We start from the raw sequence: 23,514 nt of genomic DNA on the forward strand, positions 1-23,514 counted from the left end.
ATACGGTCCACCACCTGGCAGGGCGCAGGGCAAGAAAAACGGATTGTGAGTCACTTCACTGTGCGCTATCCTTTTTCTAGTCGCATATCGCACGACTGTTCGCGATACGCACAATTCGTCAATTCGGACCCCGTCTTTCAGTGCGGAAGGACCCCCTGCAATGACCGATCTAGCCCCTACCCAGACCGCTGAAGCGAAGCAGTACCAGCTGAAGCGCGCCAAGAAGGCCGCCCTGGCCGCCTTCCTCGGCGGCGCGCTGGAGTACTACGACTTCTTCATCTACGCCACCGCGGCGTCACTGGTCTTTTCCAAAATCTTCTTCCCCGCAGGCGATCCCACCGTCGCCCTCATCGCCTCGTTCGCCACCTTCGGCGTCGCCTACGTGGCCCGGCCCTTCGGCGCCGTCTTCTTCGGGCACCTGGGGGACAAGATCGGCCGCAAGAACACCCTCGTCCTGACCCTGGTGCTCATGGGATCGGCCACCTTCCTGATCGGCGCACTCCCGGACTTCAACGCCGCCGGCTACTGGGCACCCGCCCTGCTGGTGGTCCTGCGCCTCATGCAGGGCCTGTCCGCCGGCGCGGAAACGGCCGGCGCCTCGGCACTGTCCACCGAGGAAGCACCTGAAGGGCACCGCGGCTTCTTCGCCAGCTTCGCGATGAGCGGCATCTCCGCAGGCATCGTCCTGGCCTCCCTCGCCTTCCTTCCCGTGGCCGCCATGGGCGAAGCCGACCGCCTCGCCTGGGGCTGGCGCATCCCGTTCTGGCTCTCCCTCGTGGTGCTGGTGGTCGCCTACCTGGTGCGGCGCTCCCTCGAGGAACCCGAGGTCTTCGAGGAAAAGCACGACCACGGCGAACTGGTGAAGCTTCCGTTCGCCAAGATGTTCAAGACGCACCCGGCGCAGTTCTTCCAGGTCGCGCTGATGTCCTTTGAAACCGTCACCAACACGTTCATGCAGTCCTTCGGCCTCGCGTATGCCGTGTCCGTCGGCGTGCCGGCGTCGACCATGCTGTGGGTGAGCATCCTCGGCAACGTCATCGCCATGTTCAGCCAGCCGCTGCTGGCCCGCCTCTCGGACAAGTTCGGCCGGCGCCCGGTGTTCATCGCCGGCGTCCTGGGGTCCGGACTGATGATCTTCGTGTACTTCTCCGTCATCTCCACGGGCAACATCCCGATGATCTTCCTCGCCAGCACCGTGATTACCGCCGGCACGTACTCGATGTCCAACGCGATCTACCCGGCCTGGTTCTCCGAGCTGTTCAACGTCAAGGTCCGCTACTCGGGCATGGCCATCGGCCTGCAGGTCGGCATCCTCTGCGCCGGCTTCACGCCGCTGCTGGGCACCGCGCTGGTCGGCGCCGACAAGACCAACTGGGGCCCCGCCGCCTGGATCGTCGCGGCCTCGTCCCTGCTGGCTGTGGCCGGCGCATACTGGGCCCGGGAAACCCACAAGACCCCGTTGCGGCAGCTGGGCAACCCGGTCCGCTAGCAGACGCGCGAACTGGCAGATAATGCCCTCAAATTGCCGGTTTGAGGGCATTATCTGCCTTTTCGTGTGATAGTTCTGCCGTCCGAGGGTACAGGAGGAACTGCATGGAGCTTCGGCAGATCGAGGCGTTCCTTGCCGTGGCCGAGGAACTGCACTTCGGCCGGGCAGCCCACCGTCTCCGCATGGCCCAGTCCCCGCTGAGCCAGACCATCAGGAAGCTCGAGAAGGAGCTCGGCTCGGATCTGTTTGAGCGCAACACCCGTTCGGTGGCGCTCACGACGGCGGGTGTCGCCTTACTTCCCCACGCCCGCCGGATCATCGACGAGCTTGATCTCGCCCGCCGTTCCGCCGTCACCGAACCGGGCACGTTCTACGGCCGGCTCAGCATCGGCTTTTCCGGCGCGCTGAACCACCGGACCCTGCCGCCGCTGACCCGGGCCCTCCGCCACCGCTACCCGTCCCTGGACCTGACGCTCACCGGCGGCCTGCTGACCCAGGACGCCCTGCAGCAGCTCCGGAACGGTTCGCTGGACCTGGCCTTCGTCGGGCTGCCCCTGGACGCAGGCGGGCTGACCACCCGCACCATCGCCCTCGAACAGCTGGGCGCTACCGTGCCAGTGGACCATCCGCTGGCCGAACGGCCGGCGGTCGGGCTCCCCGAACTGTCCGACGACGGCTTCGTCACCATGCGCGCCGCCCAGGGATCCACGCTCCGCGAGGCCATCTTCTCCGCCTGTGCGGCCGCCGGCTTCCGGCCGAGGGTGGCACAGGAAGTCACGGATCCGTATACCGCGCTGTCGCTCGTTGCCGGCGGCGTCGGGGTAAGCCTGATGCCCTCCTCCGTCGCGAGCATCATGCCGGGCGGCACCGTGTTCATCCCGCTGACCGGCACCGCGCCGCTGCTCGAATCCGGCCTCGCCTGGAACCCGGCCGGCATCTCCCCCGCCCTGGCACTCGCCCTGGCCGTCGCCGAGGAAGTCCTCCCGACGCCGGCCGGCTGAGGCACCCAACCCCGCCTCCCGCCGTCGTCCATTATGTGTTTTCCACACATACTCATTGACCAAATAAGTGTTGGACGCGGCACAATCCCGGTGGCCACGATGGAGGGAACATCCACTCAACGATGAGGACACACCATGGGAACATTCGCCGTCACCTACGCCTACGCCGCCAACTCGTCCGCCGGCCGGGACGAACACCGCCCCCGCCACGTGGAATTCCTGCAGGAGCAGTTCGACGACGGCACGCTGGTGAAGAGCGGTCCGTTCGGGCCGGAGGAGGATCCGGGCGCACTGCTGATCATCGAGGCTGACTCGAAGGCCGACGCCGAGGCACTGATGAACCAGGACCCGTTCTATCTCAACGGCCTCGTGGAGCAGCGCAGCATCCGGCAGTGGAACGTCTTCTTTGGTGCCGACGCAGCCCCCGACGCCGACGCTACGCGGAACTAGGAGCGCGCCATGCTCATCGCGCGCACCGTCGCCAAAGAGACCATCCGGTACGAGGACGTTCCGGAGCCGGCCCTCGAACCCGGCCATGCCCTGGTCCGCGTCCACAACGTCACCCTGTGCGGCACCGACCTGCACATCTGGGAGGACGACTATCCGGCCGGGCTGCCCGTCATCCAGGGCCATGAATTCGCCGGCATCGTCGAGGCCATCGGAGCCAACGACGCCGGCATCCGCACCGGTGACCGCGTCGCCGTCAGCCCGATGGTGTACTGCGGACGCTGCCGGCCGTGCCGCCTGGGCCGGTTCAACGTCTGCGAGAACATCGGCTGCATCGGGTGCTATTCGGACGGCGCTCTCGTGGAACTGCTTAGCGTGCCGGTGGAGAAGCTGTGCCCCGTGCCGGACGGCCTGGAACTCAATCTCGCAGCCATGGCCGAGCCCGCGTCCATCGCCATGCAGGCGGTGAACCGGGGGCGGCCGTCCCCGGGGGAAACGGCACTGGTGCTGGGCAGCGGTCCGATCGGGCTGCTCGCCACGCTGTACCTGACGGACCTGGGCGTGAGCGTCGTCTGCGCCGACACCGAGCCGGACCGGCTGGCGCTGGCTTCCATGTTCGGGGCCGTGGACACCCTGCTGGTGGATCCCCGCGCGGACTTCCCCGGCGCCGACCAGGCCGTCCGGCTTGATTCGCTGACGGACTCGTCCGGGCCGGAGCTGGTCATTGAGGCCACGGGTGTTCCGTCCTCGCTGGAGACCGCCATCCACCTGGTGGCAAGCGCCGGACGGATCGTCCAGGTGGGGATTTCGGCGCGGGCCGCGTCCGTCCCCATGAATGCCATCCCGTTCAAGGAGATCGACCTGCTGGGCAGCCGGAACAGCCTGAATCTCATCCCTGCAGGGCTGGAACTGCTGGCCCGGCACCGGGACGAGGCCCGCGCGCTGATGACGCACCGTTTTGGCTTCGGGGACCTGCAGCAGGCCTTCGAACTGATGCGCAGCCGCAGCGAGCCGGTGGGCAAGATCGTGGTGGACATGCCGGCCTCGCAGTCCGCTCACCCGGCGGGAACTGACGCGCTCACGGGAGTGCGGGCGTGAGCGGGGTTGAAGCCGTGGGCGGCCCGGCGGCAAACCCGCTGCTCACGGCCGCCGGGAACATCTCGGGCACCTATGACGTGGTGGTCGCGGGCAGCGGCGCGGCCGGCCTGGTCGCGGCGATCCGGGCGGCCGACGCCGGGCTGAGGGTGCTGGTGGCCGAGAAGGCGCCGCTGCTCGGCGGCACGACGGCCGCCGGGGGCGGCGTGATGTGGGCACCGAACAACCACCTCGCCCGGCAGGCCGGTTACCGGGACAGCCACGAGGACGGCGTCGCCTACCTCACCGAGGCTGCCGGGCACGTGCTGACCCGCGAGGAGGTGGAGTGGTACGTCAGCACCGCTCCGCGCGCCGTCGCGTACCTCGACGCCGAAACCCGGCTTTCGCTGACGCCGATCGCCCGCCCGGATTACCACATGGAGTGGTCCGGCGCGGCCGACGGCGGACGCGGCCTGGACAACGACGCCTTCGATCCGTCGGGGTACCCGGGCCTCGCGGAAGCGATCCGGCCCTCGTCGTATTTTCCGCTCCTGACCATGACGGAGCGCGACCAGCTCAACGGCCGTGCGGCGGATCCGGACCTGCTGTCCCGGCGTGCCGCCACTGGCGTGCGGACCATGGGCGGCGCCCTGGTGGCGTCGCTGCTGGCGAGCGCGCTGGACCGCGGCGTGGAGATTGCGGTCTCCGCGCCCGTTGATGACCTGGGCCGCGATGGTGACAAGTGGACGGTGACCCTCGGCGGCGCCGCCGCCGGCAGAAGCGTCTCAGCTGCCGCCGTCGTGCTCGCTTCCGGCGGTTTCGAGTGGAACCCGCGGCTCCGCCAGGCGTTCCTGGGGTTTCCGGTGACGCCCATCAGCGCGCCGTCCAACGAGGGCGACGGCCTGGAGCTGGGGCTGAAGGCCGGCGCCGCGGTGGCGGACATGACCGCCATCTGGGGAGTGCCGGTGATTTCCGAGGCCGCGCATGAGTACGACGGCGTGCGGTCAGGCCGGATGGGGAACGTTGAAATGACCCTGCCCGGTTCAATCACCGTGAATGCCGCCGGGAAGCGCTTCGTGAATGAGGCGCTGAATTACCACGATGCCTGCCGCGTGTTCGCCTCCGTTGACCCACTGACGGGCCGCCAGCAGAACAACCCGGCATGGCTCGTGTTCGACGCTGCGTATCTGGCGAAGTACCCGGTGGCCGGCTCGGCCGCGGGCTCGCCGACCGCCTGGATGACGGCCGCGGATTCGCTAGAGGAGTTGGCCGGCAAGGTGGGGATCGATCCGGCCGGGCTGGCTGCCACGGTGGTACGGTTCAACGCCGGTGCCTCGGAGGGCGTGGACCCGGAGTTCCACCGCGGGGCCACGCCGCAGGACCGCTTCCTCGGGGACGCCGCCAACGCCCCCAACCCGTGCCTGGCCCCCCTCGCAACCGCCCCGTTCTACGCGGTCCGGATTTCCGCCGGGGTGCTGGGAACCTCCGGCGGCCTGGACACCGACTTCAACGGCCGCGTCCTGGACCGGCACCGGCAGCCCATCCCGGGACTCTACGCGGCGGGAAACGTCTCCGCCGGGGTTTTCCGCAACAACTACCCCGGCGGCGGCGCAACCCTGGGCTCGGCCATCACCCGCGCCTTCGCAGTCGGCGAGCACCTCGCCACACATCTGTAGCCACGCTAAAGGCGTTTAGCGCCCATAATCTGTACAAAACCTCGAGCAGAGGAAGGACGACGGCGGGACCACCCGCCGTCGTCTTTCTTGCGTTAACGCTGTCCACGGCAACCGCCTGCCCGCCCCCGGCTCTGTGATGCAACTCATGGAAAAGGCTTGACAAGTTTGTACAACCTTTTCCATACTTGGAGAGAAGGGTTTCAACGAAGCAACTGGAGGACCGATGGCGGCAAAACTCACGGACGTCGCAAAGCTGGCGGGCGTCTCACTCGCCACCGCGTCACGGGCGTTCGGCGACCCCGGCCGGCTCGCCGCCGAAACGCGCCAGAAGGTCATGGACGCCGCCGCCCAGCTCGGATACGACGTCCCCGGCCTTAGCGGCAGCCGCACGTTCGGCGTGGTCGTCCCGGACATCTCCAACGCCGTTTTCGCCGCGCTCATCAAGGCCATCCAGGACCAGGCCTGGCACGGCCGGCACCGCATGGTCCTGGCCGACACCGGTGAGTCCTCCGCCCGGGAGCGCGACCACCTCGCGGCCTTCGCCACCGGCGTGGACGGCATCATCCTCTGCTCCCCGCGGCTCCCGTCGGAGCAGATCCACAACCTGGCCGGCAACGCGCCGCTCGTCGTGATCAACGGCGAGGCAGACCGGGCCGCCCGCGTGCTGATGGAAGCCGGCGAGGGGATCCGGCAGGCCGTCGAGCACCTGCACGCCCTCGGCCACCGCAAGCTCGCCTACATTCCCGGCCCGGCCTCCTCGTGGGCCAACGGCCAGCGCCTCGCGGCCATCACCCGCCTCTGCGAAGAGTGGGGCATCGAGCTGGTCACCGTGGGCAACCAGAACGCCACGGTCGACGGCGGCCTGGCCGCCGCCGCTTCGGTGGTCGCCAGCGGCGCCACCGCCGTCATCGCCTACAACGACCTCGTCGCCATCGGCATGCTGGCCGGTGCGCGGACGCTCGGCTACCACTGCCCTGAGGACATCAGTGTGGTGGGCATCGACGACCTCGACATCGCCGCGGCCGCCGAACCCGGGCTCACATCCGTCCGCGTTCCCATCAGCCGCAGCGGCTCCCTTGCCCTAGAACTCCTCCTCGAGCAGATCGCGGGCAAGCCGACAGCTACCGAGGCGGTCCACCTCAACTCGCAGCTCATCGTGCGCGGCTCCACCTTCGCCGCCCGCACCGCCGACCACACCCTCCAGGGAAAGTAACCATGAGAATCGTCATCGCCGACTCCAACCTGATGCCCCAGCGCGCCACCTTCGAGGCGGCGCTGCCGGAAGGCACCGTCACCTCCTGGCACGACAGCTGGAACGAACACTCCGTCCTGACCGACCTCAAGGGCGCCGACGTCTATGTTGGGCCCAAGTTCACCGCCGCCATGGGCGCCGAGGCACGGAACCTCCGGCTGGTACACGTGGCCGGCGCCGGCTACGACGGCATCGATGCCGACGCCCTCCCCGCCGGAGCCGTCTGCGCCAACACCTTCCACCATGAGGGCTCCATCGCCGAGCACATCGCCACCGTGCTCGTGGCGCTGCGCCGCAACCTCCTGGGCCAGGACGCAGCTCTCCGAACCGGCGTCTGGTCCTCTTCGGTCTACTCCCCCGACATCCGCCAGCCCGAGACTCTGCGCGGCGCGGTGGTGACGTTCCTCGGCTTCGGCCACATCGGCAGCGCCGCCTGGAGGCTGCTGCAGGCCTTCGGCGCGGAGGGCATCGCCATCACCCGCAGCGGCTCCGTCAACGCGGAAGAACACTCCTTGCGCTGGAACGGGACCACGGACCGCCTGGCCGAGGCCCTCACCGAATCCGACGTGCTGGTGGTCAGCATCCCGCTCGACGCCGGAACCACCTCCCTGATCGGCGCAGCCGAACTGGACAACCTCGGCCCGGACGGACAGATCGTCAACGTCGCCCGCGGCCCCGTCGTCGACGAAGCCGCACTCTACGAAGCCCTGAAGGAGCGCCGGATCGCCGGCGCCGCCATCGACGTCTGGTACCAGTACCCGGACACCGACGGCCGCGGCGAACCGTCTGCCCTGCCGTTCGGCCGCCTCGACAACGTCATCATGACCCCGCACTCCTCCGGCGTCACCGCCGAAACCTTCCGCGGCCGAGCCCGCGAGATCGCCGAAAACATCACCCGCCTGTCCGCGAACCAGCCCCTGAAGAATGTAGTGATTTCCCGATGACCCGAAAAATCGTCGACGTCGACGTCCTCGTCACCAGCCCCAGCCGCAACTTCGTCACCCTGAAGATCACCACCGACGACGGCATCGTCGGCTGGGGCGACGCCACCCTCAACGGCCGCGAACTGTCAGTGGCCAGCTACCTCCGCGACCACCTCGCCCCCGCGCTGCTCGGCCGGGACGCCGACCGCATCGAGGACACCTGGCAGTACTTCTACCGCGGCGCCTACTGGCGGCGCGGGCCGGTGACCATGGCCGCGATCGGCGCCATCGACCTGGCCCTGTGGGACATCAAGGGCAAGGCCCTGGACGTCCCCGTCTACCAGCTCCTCGGCGGCGCCGCCCGGGACAAGATCCTCACCTACACCCACGCCACGGGCTGGGACGTTCCCGAGCTCCTCGACTCCGTGGACCGCCGCCGGGAACAGGGCTTCCGCGCCGTCCGCGCCCAGTCCGGGGTGCCGGGCCTGGACAAGGTCTACGGCGTCACTCGCGGAGCGGCAAGTTACGAGCCGGCCGGCCGCGGCGCCGGACCCGTCGAAGAGGACTGGGACACCTCAGCCTACCTGCGCCATGCCCCGAAGGTCCTGACCGCAGTCCGCGAGCACGTGGGTCCGGAGCTCAAGCTCCTGCACGATGTCCACCACCGGCTTAACCCCACCGAGGCCGCCCGCCTGGCCAAGTCCCTGGAGGACGTGGACCTGTTCTGGCTGGAGGACGTCACGCCGGCAGAAAACCAGCGGCTCCTGCGCACCCTCCGCCAGCAGACCACCGTCCCGCTGGCCATCGGCGAGGTCTTCAACACCGTCTGGGACTGCGAGCAGCTCATCACCGAACGGCTCATCGACTTCATCCGCACCGCCGTCGTCCACGCCGGAGGCATCTCCCACGTCCGCAAAATCCTCGCCCTGGCGGAGGTCTACCAGATCAAGGGCGCACCGCACGGACCCTCCGACGTCTCACCGGTCAACCTCTCGGCCTCGCTGCACCTGGGCCTGGCCACCAGCAACTTCGCCATCCAGGAATACATGGGCTACGACCCCCTGGTGTCCGAAGTGTTCCAGTCCAGCTTCCGTTTCGAGGACGGCTACCTCCACCCCGGCGACGAGCCCGGCCTCGGCGTGAACGTGGATGAAGACGCCGCTGCCCGGTTCCCCTACAAGCAGGCCTACCTGCCCATTGCCCGCGAGCTCGACGGCTCCATGAAGGACTGGTAAGCATGACCTCCCCCTCCGCTCCCCCGCTGTCCGCGGCCATCCCCGGGATCCTGCGACGGCCGGCAGCACCGGCCGCAGGGATCGTGCACCTGGGCCTCGGCAACTTCCACCGCGCCCACCAGGCCGTCTACACCGACGCCGCCGTCACCGCCCACGGCGGCGACTGGGGCATCATCGGCGTCGCCAGCCGCTCCTCCGCCATTCCGGACGCCATGCACGCCCAGGACATGCTGTACACCGTGGTGGAAATATCACCCGAGGGCTCGAAATTCTCCGTTCCCCGGGTCCACGCGGACGCCTTCACCGCCGCCGCCAACCCGGACCGGGTGGTCAGGGCCATCGGGGACGCCGGCACCCGCATCGTGTCGCTGACGGTCACCGAAAATGGCTACAACTACACGCCGGCCACTGGCTCGCTGAACCTGCAGGACCCGGCCATCCAGCACGACCTCGCCCACCCCGGCTCACCCCAGACCCCGATCGGTCAGATCGTCCGCGGCCTGCAGCACCGGGCCCGGACCCACACAGAACCCGTCACCGTCCTCAGCTGCGACAACCTCGCCGACAACGGCCACCACACACAGCGGCTGGTCCGCGAATTCGCCTCCCTGCTCCCGCCCGCCGAAGCCGCCGAGGCCCTGGCCTTCATCGACACGCACACCAGCTTCCCCTCCTCCATGGTGGACCGGATCGTGCCGGCCACCACCGACCACTACCGCAGCCTGGTCGCATCCCAGCGCGGCTACAGCGACCGGATCCCCGTCCCGGCCGAACCGTTCACCATGTGGATCGTCGAGGACAACTTCATCGCCGGACGCCCCACCTGGGAAGACGGCGGTGCAGTGTTCTCCGACGAGGTGGCCGGCTACGAGCAGCTGAAGGTCCGCCTGCTCAACGGCACGCACTCCCTCATCGCCTACCTCGGAGCCCTCACCGGCGCCGTCACCATCCCCGAATCCGTGTCGCACCCGACCATCGAACTGGCCGCCCGCTCCGTCCTGCGCAACGAGTACCTGCCCAGCGTCTCGGTGCCACGCGGCGTGGACGTCGACGCCTACGAGGAACAGCTCTTCTCCCGCTGGCGCAACACGGCCCTGGGCCACCGCACCAGCCAGGTGGGCTCCGACGGGTCCGTCAAACTCCGACAGCGAATCCCGCTGCCGGCGCTGCAGATGCTCGACGACGGCCGGATGCCACAGCTACTGGCCCTCACCACCGCCGCGTATCTCGCATGCATCGCCCCACTGCCCGGGTTCGATCCCGGACCCCAGGCCCACGCCATGGAGGACCCGGCCCGCGTGCTGCTGGCCGGACTGGCAGCAGGCTCCCGCTCGGGCCAGGACCTCGCCCGCAGGGTCGTCGGCGACCACCACCTCCTTGGCGAAGAACTGGCCAAGCGCGACGAGTTCATCCTGCGCACCGGCGAGTTCATCGACATCATCCACTCAGCGGGACCGCTGGCCGCCATCGCCGAAGCCAGCACCGCCGCTTCCCTCACTCCAGCCCCGTCCCTCCAAACCGTTCGGAGCACGCCATGACCACCCAAGCCATACCGTCAACCAACACAGCCGGGCTTCCCACCGGCACCCAGGCCGCCGTGCTGCACGGCGCCCGCGACCTGCGTATCGAGCACAAGCCGCTGCCCGCTCTCGGCCCGCAAGACCTGCTGGTCGAAATGCGCTCCGGCGGGATCTGCGGCTCGGACATGCACTACTTCGCCGACGGCCGCAACGGCACCAACGTGCTGCGCCGGCCCACGGTCCTGGGCCACGAGGGTGCCGGCGTGGTGATCGCCGCCGGACCGCAGGCCACCGTCGCCGCGGGCACCGCCGTCGCCATTGAACCGGCCCTGCCCTGCCGGGAATGCCCCACGTGCCTCTCCGGACGCTACAACCTCTGCCCGGCCGGTACCTGCTTCGGTTCCCCGCCCACAGACGGGCTGTTCGCCCGTCACGTGGTGGTGCCCGAGGCCGCCGTCCACCGGCTGCCGGACACCATCCCGGCGGAAATCGGGGCAGCGATCGAACCGCTCGCCGTCGCCGTCTGGGCCGTGGAACGGGCGCAGGTCCGGAAGGGCCACCGCGTGCTGGTCACCGGCGCCGGGCCCATCGGCCTGCTGGTCGCCCAGGTCGCGGCAGCCCAGGGCGCCGCCGAGATCGTGGTGACGGACGTGAACGACGACCGCCTCGCCGTCGCAGCGAAGTTCGGCGCCACCCGCACCGTCAACACCGCAACCGCACCGCTGGACCTGGCGGGCATGGACCGCCTGATCGAATGCTCCGGCAACACGAGGGCCCTCGCCGAGGGCATCCAGACTTTGGCTCCGGCAACCCGCGCCACCGTCGTCGGCCAGGCCAAACCCACGGTGGACGGCATCCCGCTCGGGTTCCTCCAGCGCTACGAGATCGACCTCGTCACCGCGTTCCGCTACGCAAACGCATTCCCGACAGCGATCGACCTCGCCTCCTCCGGCGTCGTGGACCTGCCCTCCATCATCACCAGCACGTTCCCGCTCGAAGACGCCGCGGCCGCACTCACCGCCCCGGTGACCGACCCCACCAATCTCAAAGTACTCATCACCTACTGACCAAAATGCAGGCCCGTCAGGGCCGCCGGTTGAGCTAGTCGAAACCACAGGACATCCATTCAAAGGAGTTTGGAAATGACCACAGCAGCGCACCTCCCCCCGGGGGAAGTCGATCAGAGCAAAGTCCGGAAGGCCGCCGTCGCCGGCCTCATCGGCACCACCCTCGAACTGTATGACTTCGTCATCTACGGCACCGCCTCCGCGCTTGTCTTCAGCAAACTGTTCTTCCCCAACGTCTCCCCCGCAGCTGCGCTGATCGCCAGCTTCACCACCTTCGCGGTCGGCTTCCTGTTCCGCCCGCTCGGCGGGATCTTCTTCTCCCACTTCGGCGACCGCCTCGGCCGGAAGTGGATCCTCGTGGTCACGCTGCTCCTGATGGGCGGCGCCACGCTGGCCATCGGCCTGCTGCCCACCTTCGACCAGATCGGCCTGCTCGCCCCGGTCCTGCTCTGCGTGTGCCGCGCAGCCCAGGGCTTCGGCGCCGGCGCTGAACAGTCCGGCGGCGCCACGCTGCTCACCGAATCGGCCGCTCCCGGCACCCGCGGCAAGCTGGCCTCGCTGATCATGGTCGGCGCGGCGGCCGGCACCGCCCTCGGGGCACTGGTGTGGATCGCCGCCCAGTCCCTGGCACCGAACGACATGCTGACCTGGGGCTGGCGGCTCGTCTTCCTCTCCAGCATCTTCGTCACCATCGCCGCCCTGATCATCCGGCGCAAGCTCGATGAATCGCCCGTTTTTGAAGAGATCAAGCAGGCCCGCACCGAGCCGCCCGCACCGCTCAAGGAAGTCGCCAAATTTGGCAAGGCCAACGTCCTCCGCGTCATTCTGATGAACTTCGGCGTCAGCACGCAGTCCTACACCATCCAGGTCTTCATGGCCTCGTACCTGATCACCGTCGTCGGAACGGACCCCAAGTTCATCCCGCCGGTGCTCCTCATCGGTGCACTCTGCGGCGGTGTCGCCGCCGTGTCCTTCGGAATCCTCTCCGACAAGATCGGCCGCCGGCGCGTCGTCTCCCTCATCACCGGGGCACTGATCCTCTTCCCGGCACCGGCCTTCATGCTCCTGACCACCGGCTCCCCCGTGGCCATCGTGCTGGTGATCATCGTGGGCTTCATGCTGGCCTGCCAGGGTGTGGTGGGTGTGCATATGAGCTACTTCCCCGAGATCTTCGGCAGCCGCTACCGCTACGCCGGCGTCACCCTGGGCCGCGAGTTCTCCTCCATCATCGGCGGCGGCATCGCACCGATGGTCTGCGCCGGACTGCTGGGCCTCTTCAGCAACTCCTGGATCCCTGTGGCCATCTACATGTCGCTGACCATGCTCGTCAGCTTCATCGCCACGCGGCTCTCACCGGAGACCGTCAACCGCGACCTGACCGACCCCGAGGACGCCCGCCCTGCCGGCGTGGTCGCCACCCCTACGGTGGCGGCTGAGCTCGCCGCCGCCCGCCCCGTCAAGTAACTCACACCGTCAAGTAACACCCAGTGCACGACGGCGGCACGCGCCGCCGTCGTGCACTGTCAGTTCCGCCTTACAGCACTTCCACCGCAAAGGAATCCCATGCTCCGCCTCGAAAACCCCGGCACGGCATCCCGGCCGGCACCCTCCGCACTCCTCCGCGAGACCCGGGCCGTGGCTGTCCTCCGGGCCAGGCACGCCTCGGACTACGCGCCGGTCATCGAGGCGCTGCAGCGCGGCGGCGTGCTCAGCATCGAACTCACCCTCAGCACGCCCGGCGTCTGGGAGGAGCTTCCCCTCCTCCGCGAGCGGTTCGGTGACTCCCTCGAGATCGGCGTCGGAACGGTCACCAAAGCAGCGGAAGCCGAGGCGGCCCTCGACCTGGGCGCCGCCTACATCGTCACTCCCGTCACCGATCCGGGCGTCATAGAAGCGTGCGTCCGCCGCGGCGTGCCGGTCTACCCTGGCGGCCTGACCCCCACGGAACTGCACACCGGCTGGAAACTGGGCGCCACCGCCGTCAAGATCTTCCCCGCCTCCACCGTCGGCGCCGGCTACGTTTCACAGCTGCGCGGCCCGTTCCCGGACATCGAGGTGATTCCGTCCGGCGGCGTCAACATCGAGGACGTGCCGGCCTGGATCAGGGCCGGCGCGCTGGCCGTCAGCCTCGGCGGGCCGCTCCTGGGCGACGCCTTCAAGGGCGGCGACCTGCAGGACCTCACCACCAGGGCACGGCGCGTGCGCGAGCTGATCGACCAGACCGCCGCGCAGCTGGCGGCTACCAAGTGAGACCGGCACCCTACGTCCTCACGTTCGGCGAGACCATGGCCCTGATGCGCGCCGACCAGGTCGGGCCGCTCGCGCACGCCTCCACCATGAGCCTGGGCATCGGCGGATCCGAGTCCAACGTTGCCATCGGCCTCCAGCGGCTCGGCGTGCAGGCTGTGTGGTGCGGCCGGATCGGAGCGGATTCCCTCGGCCAGCTCGTTGAACGCGAAATCCGTGCCGAAGGCGTTGACGTCCGCATCGCCGTCGACCCTTCCGCCCCCACCGGCCTGATGATCAAGGAACGCCGCACACCCGACGCCCAGCGCGTCAGCTACTACCGCGCCGGAAGCGCCGGCTCCCGGATCGCGGCGGCTGACATTGACGACGAGCTCATCTCCGGAGCCGGGCTGCTGCACGTCAGCGGCATCACGCCCGCCCTGTCCGCCCAGGCAGCGGCTACGGTTCGGCATGCCATCGGCGTGGCCAGGAGTGCGGGTGTTCCCGTGTCGTTCGACCTGAACTTCCGCGGCAACCTCTGGTCCGCCGAGGGCGCCGGTAGCGTCTACCGCGACATCATCCCGCTGGCGGACATCGTGTTCGCCGGCGAGGACGAGGCAGCGATCGCCGTCGGTCCAGGTGAACCCGAGGAGCTGGCCCGGAGAATCGCCGGCCTGGGGCCGGGCCAGGCCGTGATCAAGCTTGGCGCCGACGGTGCCCTCGCGCTGGTTGACGGCACGGTGTTCCGGCAGTCCGCTGTTCCCGTTTCTGTGGTGGACACTGTCGGGGCCGGCGACGCCTTCGTGGCCGGTTACCTGGCCGAACTCATGGAGGGCCGCGGGCCCGAGGAGCGCCTCCGCACCGCCGCTGCCACCGGCGCCTTCGCCTGCTTGGTCCCCGGCGATTGGGAAGGCTTCCCCCGCCGGCACGAACTCGCGCTGCTGGAAGCAAAGGAGCCGGTCTCCCGCTAGGAAGGACGACGGCGGAGACCTCCGCCGTCGTCCTTCCTGGGTTAACGTTGCGCCTTCTACTGCCCGTTATGACTCAAGATAGCTACGAACGCTGCTGCGCAGAATGTCTGCGTGCTCGTAGATCTCGTCCAGCGAGTTGATCGGGATACGCGTCTCAGTCTTGCTTTCATCGAACACACCCAGATACTTCTGGACACGGTTGAAGTGCAACCGGGCAATCGGCTTCCTGTTGTTGTCATCGAGCAGAACCGCAAAGTAGGACTTCGCATCGCGCTGCACGACTCGCGCAGGCTTAACGTCGCCGCACACAATTGCCCGGACGATATGGAAACCTTCCAGCTCTTCCAGTGTGGTCTCGATCCCGGTCTCGATCAGGTCGTCCTCCGCCGATTTCTCGCTGGTGACAGTGGCAGCGATCTCAGGGTCACTTGCCATAGGAAAATTCGGAGCACCCAGTGCCGTCTTCAATCGTTCGTTGACCTGATCATTGAGGAACTGCTTGGTCGCCTTAGTCACCAGGCCCGTGAACTGTTCCCTGACCTTCTGGGTGTACGGCCCCTCATAGACCTTCGCCGTCAGGAATTTGATCCAGTCATCCTCAGGCTGCTTGAACTCCGATGCGATGACTCGCTTGATTGCCCCTATGTACTTCAGTTCACCGGCTGCACTGATGATCGAGTCAAGGTCAAAGACGTCCTTGGACAGTTTCATCAACTCGGGGATGAGGGTCTCGTCAACCTCGTTGAGGTCCAGGACGAGGAACGGCTTCGCGTCCATACGGTTCGGCGCATCCAGGTCAGTGAAGAACTGGTACACCTCGCCGTTGGTCAGAATGGCGATACGGGCATTCGTCACCGCGAAGTAGCGGAAGAGTTGGGAGGCGTGCTCAATCCTCAGGGGCTCTTTGGATTTCTTGCACTCGATGAGGATCTGCACCGTGCCACCATGCATGATGGCATAGTCGATCTTTTCTCCCTTTTTCACGCCGACATCAGCCGTAAATTCCGGCACGACTTCCAAAGGATTGAAAACGTCGTAGCCAAGAATCGTCGAGATGAAGGGCATCACGAAGGCGTTCTTCGTTGCCTCTTCCGTCTCGATCTGTGACCTCTGCTGTCGCACTTTTGCTGCCAGCGCGGTCAGTCGTTCAGCAAACTCCATTGTCCCCTCCAGATTTACTTCCACATCAGCCGCGAAATACACACCACATATGTGTAAAAGCTATGTGGTATTGCGACGGGCAGCAAGATATTTCAGTGCACCCGATGAATCCAGGTTTTGCGATCGGCTAACTGCCCGAGCCGGATGCCGCTGCGATGAAAATCAAGAGGAAGACCAGAATCGAGAGAAGTCCCGCAATCGTGTCAATCCAGCCGAGAACCGTTCCCAAGGTTGTGCAAGGCTTCCGCCTTCCGGGCATTGGAAATTGCCAGCGGGCCGAACACGATGCCGAGGAAAAAGAATCCGATGACGCCGAAGATGACGGACTTCTCCTTGAATTTGCTGCCGTGGAAGAACGGGTTATTTGGTGACGTGAGTGGTCGCATCCAGCGTGCATTGGCGACGGTCGATTTCCCGTATTGAAAAATACCTCGTGCGAACTGCTCAAAGAGGCCTTTCAGCCAATCTTGCGGAAATCCTCCCCATAATCTGTGATGACGTTGAGGTTTGGGTCCAACATCTAGACAAGTCAAAAACTCCAACCCGAGCGAAACTCAGCCGACGCGGGGCAGCGACTCCCCCTCGGATATTCCCGCGGAAATCTGGGCGGCGGAAATCGCGGCGGCAACGTTGGCTGGGTGGGACCGCAGCCAGGCGGGGATCCGTTCAGCCGGCAGCGGCTTGCTCCACAGGTACCCTTGGGCGAGGCGCACACCCAGCCGGCGGAGTTCGCCCAGCTGGACGGCGGTTTCCACGCCTTCGGCCACGACGTCAAGCCGCAGACTCTCGGCCATGCCAAGGACCAGTTCGATGATGGTGGCCCCGTGCGGGTCGGTGCCCAGTTCCTCGACGAAGGTGCGGTCGATCTTGAGGGTCCGGGCCGAGAGCCACTTGAGGTAGCTCAGCGACGAGTAGCCGGTGCCGAAGTCGTCGATGGACAGGCCTACCCCCAGGCGGGCCAGCCGCTGCAGCGTTTCCTTGGGCAGGTCCGGCTGGTCCATGAGCACGGTTTCGGTGATTTCCAGGTGGACGGCGGCGGGGTCGATGCCGGTATCGCGGATGGCCGCTTCGACGACGTCGGGAAAATCGCCGGCCACGAGCTGGCGGCCGGAGATGTTCACTGCCGCCGTGAAGTTCGCCGCCCCCGGGACCTGCGTGCGCCACTGCTGCACCTGGCGCAGCGCCTCGCGGAGCACCCAGGTGCCGATTGGCAGGATCAGGCCCGTCTCCTCGGCAATCGGGATAAAGGCATCGGGCATGATCGGGCCGTGCTCATGGTGGTGCCAGCGCAGCAGCGCCTCAAAGCCGACGGCACCCTCGGTGGAAACGTCGATGATCGGCTGGTAGTTGAGGGAAAGCTCGTTGCGGTCGAGTGCAAGCCGCAGATCGGATTCCAGGTCGAGGCGCCCGGTGGCGCGCCCGGTCATGCGGACATCGTAGATCGCTGACGAATCCCCGCCGGCGGACTTGGCCCGGTACATGGCGGCGTCCGCCCCTGCAGCATGGACTCGGCGGTATCCTCGACGTCCGCAAGGGCGATGCCCACGCTGACATTGAGGTAGATCTGCCGGCCGTCCACGTCGAAAGGCCGCCGGGTCGCATCCCTGATCCGTTCGGCCAGATCCTGCGCGCCGCACATCTGCAGGCCCTCACAGATCACCACGAATTCGTCGCCGCCGAACCGGCCCACCGTGTCGCCATCCCGAACGGCGGCCTTCAGCCGCTCGCCCAACTGCACGAGGATCATGTCGCCGGCGCCGTGGCCAATGCCGTCGTTGATGAGCTTGAAGCGGTCGACGTCGACGAACATCACCACCGGCCGGGCGGTCCGGTCCAGAAAATTCTGCAGGACCTCCGTGACCATGTACCGGTTCGGCAGGCCGGTCAGGGCGTCATGGCGCGCCTGCCACTCGAGAATCTGTTCAGCGTTCTTCCGGTCGGTGATGTCCAGGACAGTGTCCAGGAACCGGACAGGGGTGCCGTCGGCGCTGTTAATGCTCCGGATCCGTGAATGCAGCCAACGCTGTTCGCCGCTGGGCCGAACGATCCGGTATTCAAAGTCTGCGAAACCGAGCCCGTGGTCGAGACTCTCCCACACTTCGCGGACACGGTCCCGGTCATCGGGGTGCGTCCGCGCCAGGATGGCTTCCCGGTCCTTCCGGTCCCCGGCGGAGATTCCCAGGATCCGGTCGAATTCCTCCGAATGCCACGTCTCACCGGTGGCAACGGTGTGCTCGACACTTCCAACATGGGCCATCTCCTGGGCAGCCAGCAGCCGCTCACGTTCGGCATCGGCCGCGGCCTTCAGCCGCTGGATCTCCGTGATGTCCCTGGCAATGGCGGATGCCCCCACCCTGATGCCGTCCTGGTCGTAGACAGGGGACACGGTCAGTTCGACGTCGATCACCGACCCGTCCTTGCAGCGCCACCGGGCCTCCACACCGGTAACAAACGCCCCGCTCCCCGAACCGGAGGTGACCTCCGTGCCGAAGTAGGCGCCGTCGTCGGCCGTTACCAGCCCGTGGCTCTGTCCCACAGCTTCCCAGGAGCTCCAGCCGAGCATCCTCGCCGCCCCCGCATTCCAGCTGGTGATCTTCCCGGTGAGGTCGGCGCCGATGATGGCATCGCCGGAGGATTCGACCATGGCCGAGAGCCTGCGCAGGATGGCCTCGGTGTGCTTGCGGTCCGTGATGTCCTTCGAGATCGCGACAACGGCTACGGGCACGGTGTGCCGGCCCCTGATCCGGCTGACCGTCGCGTGGACGGGGAATTCACGGCCGGTGCTGTGGCGGGCCCAAAGTTCGCCGGCCCAGTCCCCGCCGCGGGCCACCCTGTTGGCGATTTCGCGGTCGGTGGCGCCGCCGCCGCGGACCTCGGCGCCGCCGATGATGCCCAGGTCCGTGATCTTCAGCCCCAGAACCTTGTCCGGACCCAACCCGTACAGCCGCTCCGACGCGCGGTTCCAGTACGTGATGCGCCAGTCGCCGTCCATGCCGATGACCGATTGACCGATCTCGTCCAGCAGCAGCGACTGCATCACCAAATCGTCGCGATGTTCCCCAGCCATAACCCCTCCGACAGGTGTTCCCCCAATGGCAGCGCGCTATGCACTCGGACCCGTTTGCTTAGGGAACCGTGCTGGCAGTAAATCAGCAGCCTGCGTTTCCTGCAAGAGAATGGCCGCTACGTGGCGGCTTCCGCCTCCGCGAGCCGGATCATGCGAAGCTCATCCCGCACCGCACGGGAAGGCCAATGGTCACCGGCCAATTCCCTGATCCGGGCGGGACCGGCCCCCGGGAAAAGCTTGTCCATCAGCCCCGCCGCGTGCAGCAGGCCAATCAGGGCGGCGGTCCTGGCGTCCGACGGCGATCCGCTGAGTATGCTTTCAATCCTCGCCAGTAGTGCCGCCTCCGGAGCGTGGTCCTTCTCCGGGTAGCGCGTGGTCCTGAAGACGCCAAGATGCTTTTCGCCCACATGGGTCACGACGCCGAGAGCCGCCATCCCCTCATAGACGCGATGCAGTTCGGTTCGGCTTTCCAGCATGGCAACCCACCGCCGCGGGCTGTGCGGCCGGGACTTGTCGTGGATCAGCTCCCACTGGTGCCGGAAGTCAGACTGCAGAGGGGCTCCGGTGGCCCTGACGTATTTCCCCTGCAGCTGGATTGCGCCCAGCAGGTCCAGCTCGGCCAGGATTGCCCCGGCCAGGGCGGCTTTGAGGACGCTCTGCGGCACTTCCGGTTCGCCGTCCTTGTCATTCGTTGCCAGAACGAGGAACGCCTGCGGGAGGTTCAGCTCCCCGGCGCCCGGTATTTCGGTGCTCATACCCTCATGGTCCACCGGTCCCGTCACCGCTGCAATGGACGATCGAAGCGGGATTTTCAAGCCGGAAACCAACGCACTTCCCGCAAAGAAAATTGCAGAGTACATTTGATGCAATCAATCTTGCAGAGTGATCTGAGTAACAGAAAGAGGTCCGACTTGAACGCCAACACAGCCGGCCTGGAAGCCGGCACAGAAACCGGCGCGGTCCCCGCCTCCCATGCGTGGCTCGGCGACGCGCTTCCGGACCTTCCGCTGTCCAAGGCCCAAAGCCGAGTGGTCGATGTGATTGCGCGCAACCCGCAGCTTTCCTCGTACGCAGACATCGCGGAGATCGCCCAGCGGGCCGACGTCAACAATTCGACAGTGGTCCGCGCGGCCCAGCACCTGGGCTACCGGGGATGGCCGGACCTCCAGCGCGAACTGCGGTCCCGCTACCTGGTGATGATCTCCACCGAGGACACCCTGACCGAGCACGGGGAACACCGCAGTCCCCTGCATGACGCGCTCAACCACGACATCGAGAACCTGCGCCTGACCCTGGACTCGAACACGGCCGACGACGCCGAGGCGGCCATCGCCACCATGGCGGCGGCCAAGTCCATCATCGTCCTTGGGCTGGGCTCGTTCGCCGGCCCCGCCAGCGTGATGGCCCATCTGGGCTCGACCATGGGATACCCCATCACCCTCGAGAACCGCGGCGCCGTCCACCTCGCCTCCAGCGCCAACGCCTTGGGCCCCGGGGATGTCCTGGTGGTCATCAATATGTGGCGCTCGATGCGGCAGATCATCGTCACCGCCGAAGCCGCGAAACAGGCGGGCGCCAAGGTCGTCGCCATCAGCGATATGCGCCGCGGGCGCCTGGCGGCCGTGGCCGACCACCTCCTGGTGGTGGCATCGGAGGGCATCTCCTTCTTCCAGTCCGTCACTGCCGCAAACTCACTGGTCTACGGCCTGCTCGCGGGCATGGAGGCGGCGCACCCCGAGCGCAGCCGTGCAGCCATCCGCCGCACCCAGCAGCTGTGGAAAGACCTCGACATCTACCTCGACTGACCTGCAGCTCCCTCAACTGCCCCCCACGTACCTTCCAGGAGCACCTTCATGAACACCAGCACCGAACGCCGCATCGCCGTGATCGGCCTCGGCTCCATGGGCGGAGCGATGGCAGCCACGCTCCACAACGCCGGCTGGGAGGTCACCGGCTTCGACCCCTCCGAGGCAGCACGGGCCGCCGCGTCCGACGCCGGCATCGCCACCACCGCCAGCGTCGAGGATCTTGCCGGCACCCCCTACGCGGTGCTCTCGCTGCCGGCGGCCAGCGTCGTCGAGTCCACGGTGCCGCAGCTCCTGGCGTCACCCGGAACCGTCGCAATCATCGACACCACCACCTCGGAACCGGCAACGAGCAAGCAGATGGCCGAACTCGCCGAAGCGCAAGGCGCAGCGTTCGTGGATGCCCCGGTCTCTGGCGGCCGCGACGGCGCAGCAACCGGAACCTTGAGCGCCTTCGTCGGAGCAACCGACGCGGCCCTTGCCGCCGCCGAACCCGTCCTGCTGGCACTCACCGGCGGCAAGTACAACCACATCGGCGGGCCCGGCAGCGGCAACGTCGTCAAGCTCCTCAACAACGTCCTGGCCGCGGCCAACCTCGTCTCGGTCGGCGAGGCCCTGGGAGTCGCCAAGGCCTACGGCATCGATCCGGCCACGGCGGCGGCAAGCATCAGCGACGCCTCCGGCGGCAGCAAAGTCTCCGCGAACATGTACCCCAACTGGGTGCTCTCCGGAACCCACGATTCCGGTTTTTCGCTCGGGCTCATGGCACGTGACGCTGCCCTCGCGGTCGACGTCGCCGCCCAGATTGGCGAAAACCCGGCCCTGCTGGCGGCCGTGGCCGGCCGATGGCAGCAAGCCCTGGCGGTCCTCGGACCCCGCGCGGATTTCACTGAGATCGCCCGGACCGTCGCCCCGGCCATCACCCCCGCCGGTGCCCCCGCCGTCACCCCCGCGGGGGCAGCGGAAAGCACAAACGACACGACCGCCGTCGCCTGACGTCCCCCGAAGCAATCGCCTCCCCCAAACAAAGAGGATCAGCACATTGAGCACCATCACAGCACCCACTTCCTCGTCCGCGGCCACCGCCCGCGCCGTCCTGGTTGCCGCCTTCCCCAAAGGGCTCGGAGCCTTCCTTGACGGCAGGACTGTCCCCGGCAGCGGCGAGGGCATCACCCTCACCGCTGCGGCAACGGGCGAACCGTTCGCCACTTACGCCGACCCCGGCGCCGAGGGCGCCGACGCCATCCTGGAAAGCTCAGTCGCTGGGGCAAAAACCTGGGGCGAAATGAACGGGTTCGACCGGGCCGCCATCCTGCGCAACGTCAGCCGCACCGTTGAAGCGCACGCGGAGGAACTGGCCATCCTCGAGTCGGCCACCACCGGAAAGCCCATCCGCGACGCCCGGGGGGAGGTCGCCAAGGTCGCCGAGATGTTTGGCTACTACGCCGGCTGGGCGGACAAACTGACCGGGCAGACCATCCCTGTGCCCGGCCCATGGCACACGTACACGGAACGCGTCCCCTGGGGCGTCGTCGTCGCCATCACCCCCTGGAACGCGCCCCTGTTCACCGCCGGCTGGAACTCCGCGGCTCCGCTGGCCGCGGGCAATGCCGTGATCATCAAGCCCAGCGAATTCACACCGGCCTCCAGCATCCGGCTGGCGCAGCTGGCGCACGAGGCCGGCCTGCCTGCAGGCGTGTTCAACGTGGCCACGGGACTGGGGCAGACCGTGGGCGCGGCCCTCACGAGCGACCGGCGCGTCGGCAAAGTCAGCTTCATCGGCTCCGTCCCCACCGGGCGCCGGGTTGCCGTCGCGGCCGCGCAGGCCGGCATTCCCGCGCTGCTGGAACTCGGCGGCAAGAGTGCCAACATCGTGTTCGCGGACGCGGACCTGGAACGCGCCGCCGACGGCGCCATCGCGGCGATCTTCTCCGGCGCCGGGCAGTCTTGCGTGGCCGGGTCGCGGCTCCTGGTGGAGCGCAGCGTGCACGCCCGGGTCGTGGAGCTGGTCGCACAAAGGGCAGCCCGGCTGCGTGTCGGCGACCCGCTGAGCGCGGACACCGAGGTGGGCCCCATCATCACGGCGCAGCAGTTCGCCACCGTCACCTCGCTCATCGAGGCCGGAATAAACGACGGCGGACGCCGCGTCACGAGCGGAACACTGCCCGACGCTCTGGCCGGGTCGTCGCTGGCCGGAGGCCACTGGGTGATGCCCACCCTGCTCGACGGCGTGACGCCGCAGAACCGCCTGGAAACCACTGAAGTCTTCGGACCCGTCGTCGGGGCCGACGCTTTCGACACGGAGGCCGAGGCCATTGCCCGGGCGAACAATACCAATTTCGGCCTGGCGGGCGCGGTGTGGACCTCGGACGTTTCCCGTGCCCACCACGTGGCACGCCAAGTGAAGGCCGGAACATTCTGGATCAACTCCTACAAGACAATCCACGTGGCAGTTCCGTTCGGCGGTTTCGGGGACTCCGGCCATGGCCGCTCCTCCGGCCCTGGCGTCCTGGACGAGTACACGCAGACCAAGGCCATCTGGGTGCCGACCCGTGCAGCGGGCGCCCCTTTCCCATCCCTCTCCTACTAGGGCAGGCAAG

21 protein-coding genes are annotated in these 23,514 nt (G+C 67.4%); 16 read left to right on the forward strand and 5 right to left on the reverse strand.

Features of this window, described 5'->3' with window-relative positions; genetic code table 11:
* Positions 1 to 160 precede the first annotated feature (160 nt).
* The 13 genes from QF036_RS22025 (at position 161) to QF036_RS22085 (ending at position 14,881) form a co-directional block, all read left to right on the forward strand.
* Positions 161 to 1,489 carry an MFS transporter gene (locus QF036_RS22025; RefSeq protein ID WP_307105290.1) on the forward strand — a complete coding sequence of 443 codons (1,329 nt, stop codon included), beginning with the start codon at positions 161 to 163 and terminating at the stop codon, positions 1,487 to 1,489.
* Between the two features lie 104 nt (positions 1,490 to 1,593).
* Positions 1,594 to 2,490, forward strand: coding sequence for a LysR substrate-binding domain-containing protein (locus QF036_RS22030; RefSeq protein ID WP_307105291.1), 897 nt, complete (start codon positions 1,594 to 1,596; stop codon positions 2,488 to 2,490).
* Positions 2,491 to 2,625: 135 nt separating this feature from the next.
* Positions 2,626 to 2,940: a YciI family protein gene (locus QF036_RS22035; RefSeq protein ID WP_307105292.1), complete on the forward strand. Its 315-nt coding sequence runs from the start codon at positions 2,626 to 2,628 to the stop codon at positions 2,938 to 2,940.
* A 9-nt stretch (positions 2,941 to 2,949) separates the two neighbouring features.
* Positions 2,950 to 4,035, forward strand: coding sequence for a zinc-dependent alcohol dehydrogenase (locus tag QF036_RS22040; RefSeq protein ID WP_307105293.1), 1,086 nt, complete (start codon positions 2,950 to 2,952; stop codon positions 4,033 to 4,035).
* The gene (locus QF036_RS22045) at positions 4,032 to 5,687 is read left to right on the forward strand and encodes an FAD-dependent oxidoreductase (protein ID WP_307105294.1); all 1,656 of its coding nucleotides are present in this window, start codon (positions 4,032 to 4,034) and stop codon (positions 5,685 to 5,687) included. Before QF036_RS22040 ends, QF036_RS22045 begins: the two co-directional genes overlap by 4 nt.
* A gap of 223 nt (positions 5,688 to 5,910) precedes the next feature.
* Positions 5,911 to 6,900 carry a LacI family DNA-binding transcriptional regulator gene (locus tag QF036_RS22050; protein ID WP_307105295.1) on the forward strand — a complete coding sequence of 330 codons (990 nt, stop codon included), beginning with the start codon at positions 5,911 to 5,913 and terminating at the stop codon, positions 6,898 to 6,900.
* A gap of 2 nt (positions 6,901 to 6,902) precedes the next feature.
* Positions 6,903 to 7,883 (forward strand): 2-hydroxyacid dehydrogenase, encoded by a 981-nt coding sequence (locus QF036_RS22055; protein ID WP_307105296.1) that lies wholly within the window; start codon positions 6,903 to 6,905, stop codon positions 7,881 to 7,883.
* Positions 7,880 to 9,097, forward strand: coding sequence for a D-mannonate dehydratase ManD (gene manD / locus QF036_RS22060; protein WP_307105297.1), 1,218 nt, complete (start codon positions 7,880 to 7,882; stop codon positions 9,095 to 9,097). The genes QF036_RS22055 and manD overlap by 4 nt, the downstream gene beginning before the upstream one ends.
* A 2-nt stretch (positions 9,098 to 9,099) precedes the next feature.
* Positions 9,100 to 10,635: a mannitol dehydrogenase family protein gene (locus QF036_RS22065; RefSeq protein WP_307105298.1), complete on the forward strand. Its 1,536-nt coding sequence runs from the start codon at positions 9,100 to 9,102 to the stop codon at positions 10,633 to 10,635.
* Positions 10,632 to 11,684, forward strand: coding sequence for an alcohol dehydrogenase catalytic domain-containing protein (locus QF036_RS22070; protein ID WP_307105299.1), 1,053 nt, complete (start codon positions 10,632 to 10,634; stop codon positions 11,682 to 11,684). Before QF036_RS22065 ends, QF036_RS22070 begins: the two co-directional genes overlap by 4 nt.
* 75 nt (positions 11,685 to 11,759) lie before the next feature.
* Positions 11,760 to 13,148: an MFS transporter gene (locus tag QF036_RS22075; RefSeq protein WP_307105300.1), complete on the forward strand. Its 1,389-nt coding sequence runs from the start codon at positions 11,760 to 11,762 to the stop codon at positions 13,146 to 13,148.
* Positions 13,149 to 13,247: 99 nt separating this feature from the next.
* A complete protein-coding gene (locus QF036_RS22080; RefSeq protein WP_307105301.1) occupies positions 13,248 to 13,934 on the forward strand; it encodes a bifunctional 4-hydroxy-2-oxoglutarate aldolase/2-dehydro-3-deoxy-phosphogluconate aldolase in 687 nt (228 codons plus the stop codon).
* Positions 13,931 to 14,881 (forward strand): sugar kinase, encoded by a 951-nt coding sequence (locus QF036_RS22085; RefSeq protein WP_307105302.1) that lies wholly within the window; start codon positions 13,931 to 13,933, stop codon positions 14,879 to 14,881. Before QF036_RS22080 ends, QF036_RS22085 begins: the two co-directional genes overlap by 4 nt.
* 66 nt (positions 14,882 to 14,947) lie before the next feature.
* On the opposite strand, the gene QF036_RS22090 is transcribed toward QF036_RS22085, so the two are convergent.
* From QF036_RS22090 to QF036_RS22110, 5 genes are all read right to left on the reverse strand, one after another.
* The gene (locus QF036_RS22090; RefSeq protein ID WP_307105303.1) at positions 14,948 to 16,042 is read right to left on the reverse strand and encodes a type I restriction endonuclease; all 1,095 of its coding nucleotides are present in this window, start codon (positions 16,040 to 16,042) and stop codon (positions 14,948 to 14,950) included.
* Between the two features lie 203 nt (positions 16,043 to 16,245).
* Positions 16,246 to 16,584: a hypothetical protein gene (locus QF036_RS22095; protein WP_307105304.1), complete on the reverse strand. Its 339-nt coding sequence runs from the start codon at positions 16,582 to 16,584 to the stop codon at positions 16,246 to 16,248.
* Between the two features lie 12 nt (positions 16,585 to 16,596).
* A complete protein-coding gene (locus QF036_RS22100) occupies positions 16,597 to 17,469 on the reverse strand; it encodes a putative bifunctional diguanylate cyclase/phosphodiesterase (protein ID WP_307105305.1) in 873 nt (290 codons plus the stop codon).
* A complete protein-coding gene (locus QF036_RS22105) occupies positions 17,466 to 19,109 on the reverse strand; it encodes a sensor domain-containing protein (protein ID WP_307105306.1) in 1,644 nt (547 codons plus the stop codon). Before QF036_RS22105 ends, QF036_RS22100 begins: the two co-directional genes overlap by 4 nt.
* 116 nt (positions 19,110 to 19,225) lie before the next feature.
* Positions 19,226 to 19,864: a GOLPH3/VPS74 family protein gene (locus QF036_RS22110; protein ID WP_307105307.1), complete on the reverse strand. Its 639-nt coding sequence runs from the start codon at positions 19,862 to 19,864 to the stop codon at positions 19,226 to 19,228.
* A gap of 156 nt (positions 19,865 to 20,020) precedes the next feature.
* Between QF036_RS22110 and QF036_RS22115 the strand changes: the two genes are divergently transcribed.
* The 3 genes from QF036_RS22115 to QF036_RS22125 are packed head-to-tail and all read left to right on the forward strand — an operon-like array spanning position 20,021 to position 23,504.
* Positions 20,021 to 20,914 (forward strand): MurR/RpiR family transcriptional regulator, encoded by an 894-nt coding sequence (locus QF036_RS22115; protein WP_307105308.1) that lies wholly within the window; start codon positions 20,021 to 20,023, stop codon positions 20,912 to 20,914.
* A 48-nt stretch (positions 20,915 to 20,962) separates the two neighbouring features.
* Positions 20,963 to 21,910 (forward strand): NAD(P)-dependent oxidoreductase, encoded by a 948-nt coding sequence (locus QF036_RS22120; RefSeq protein ID WP_307105309.1) that lies wholly within the window; start codon positions 20,963 to 20,965, stop codon positions 21,908 to 21,910.
* A gap of 46 nt (positions 21,911 to 21,956) precedes the next feature.
* The gene (locus tag QF036_RS22125) at positions 21,957 to 23,504 is read left to right on the forward strand and encodes an aldehyde dehydrogenase family protein (protein ID WP_307105310.1); all 1,548 of its coding nucleotides are present in this window, start codon (positions 21,957 to 21,959) and stop codon (positions 23,502 to 23,504) included.
* Positions 23,505 to 23,514: the final 10 nt, after the last annotated feature.

It is taken from the genome of Arthrobacter globiformis (assembly GCF_030817195.1).
GTDB lineage: Bacteria > Actinomycetota > Actinomycetes > Actinomycetales > Micrococcaceae > Arthrobacter > Arthrobacter globiformis_D.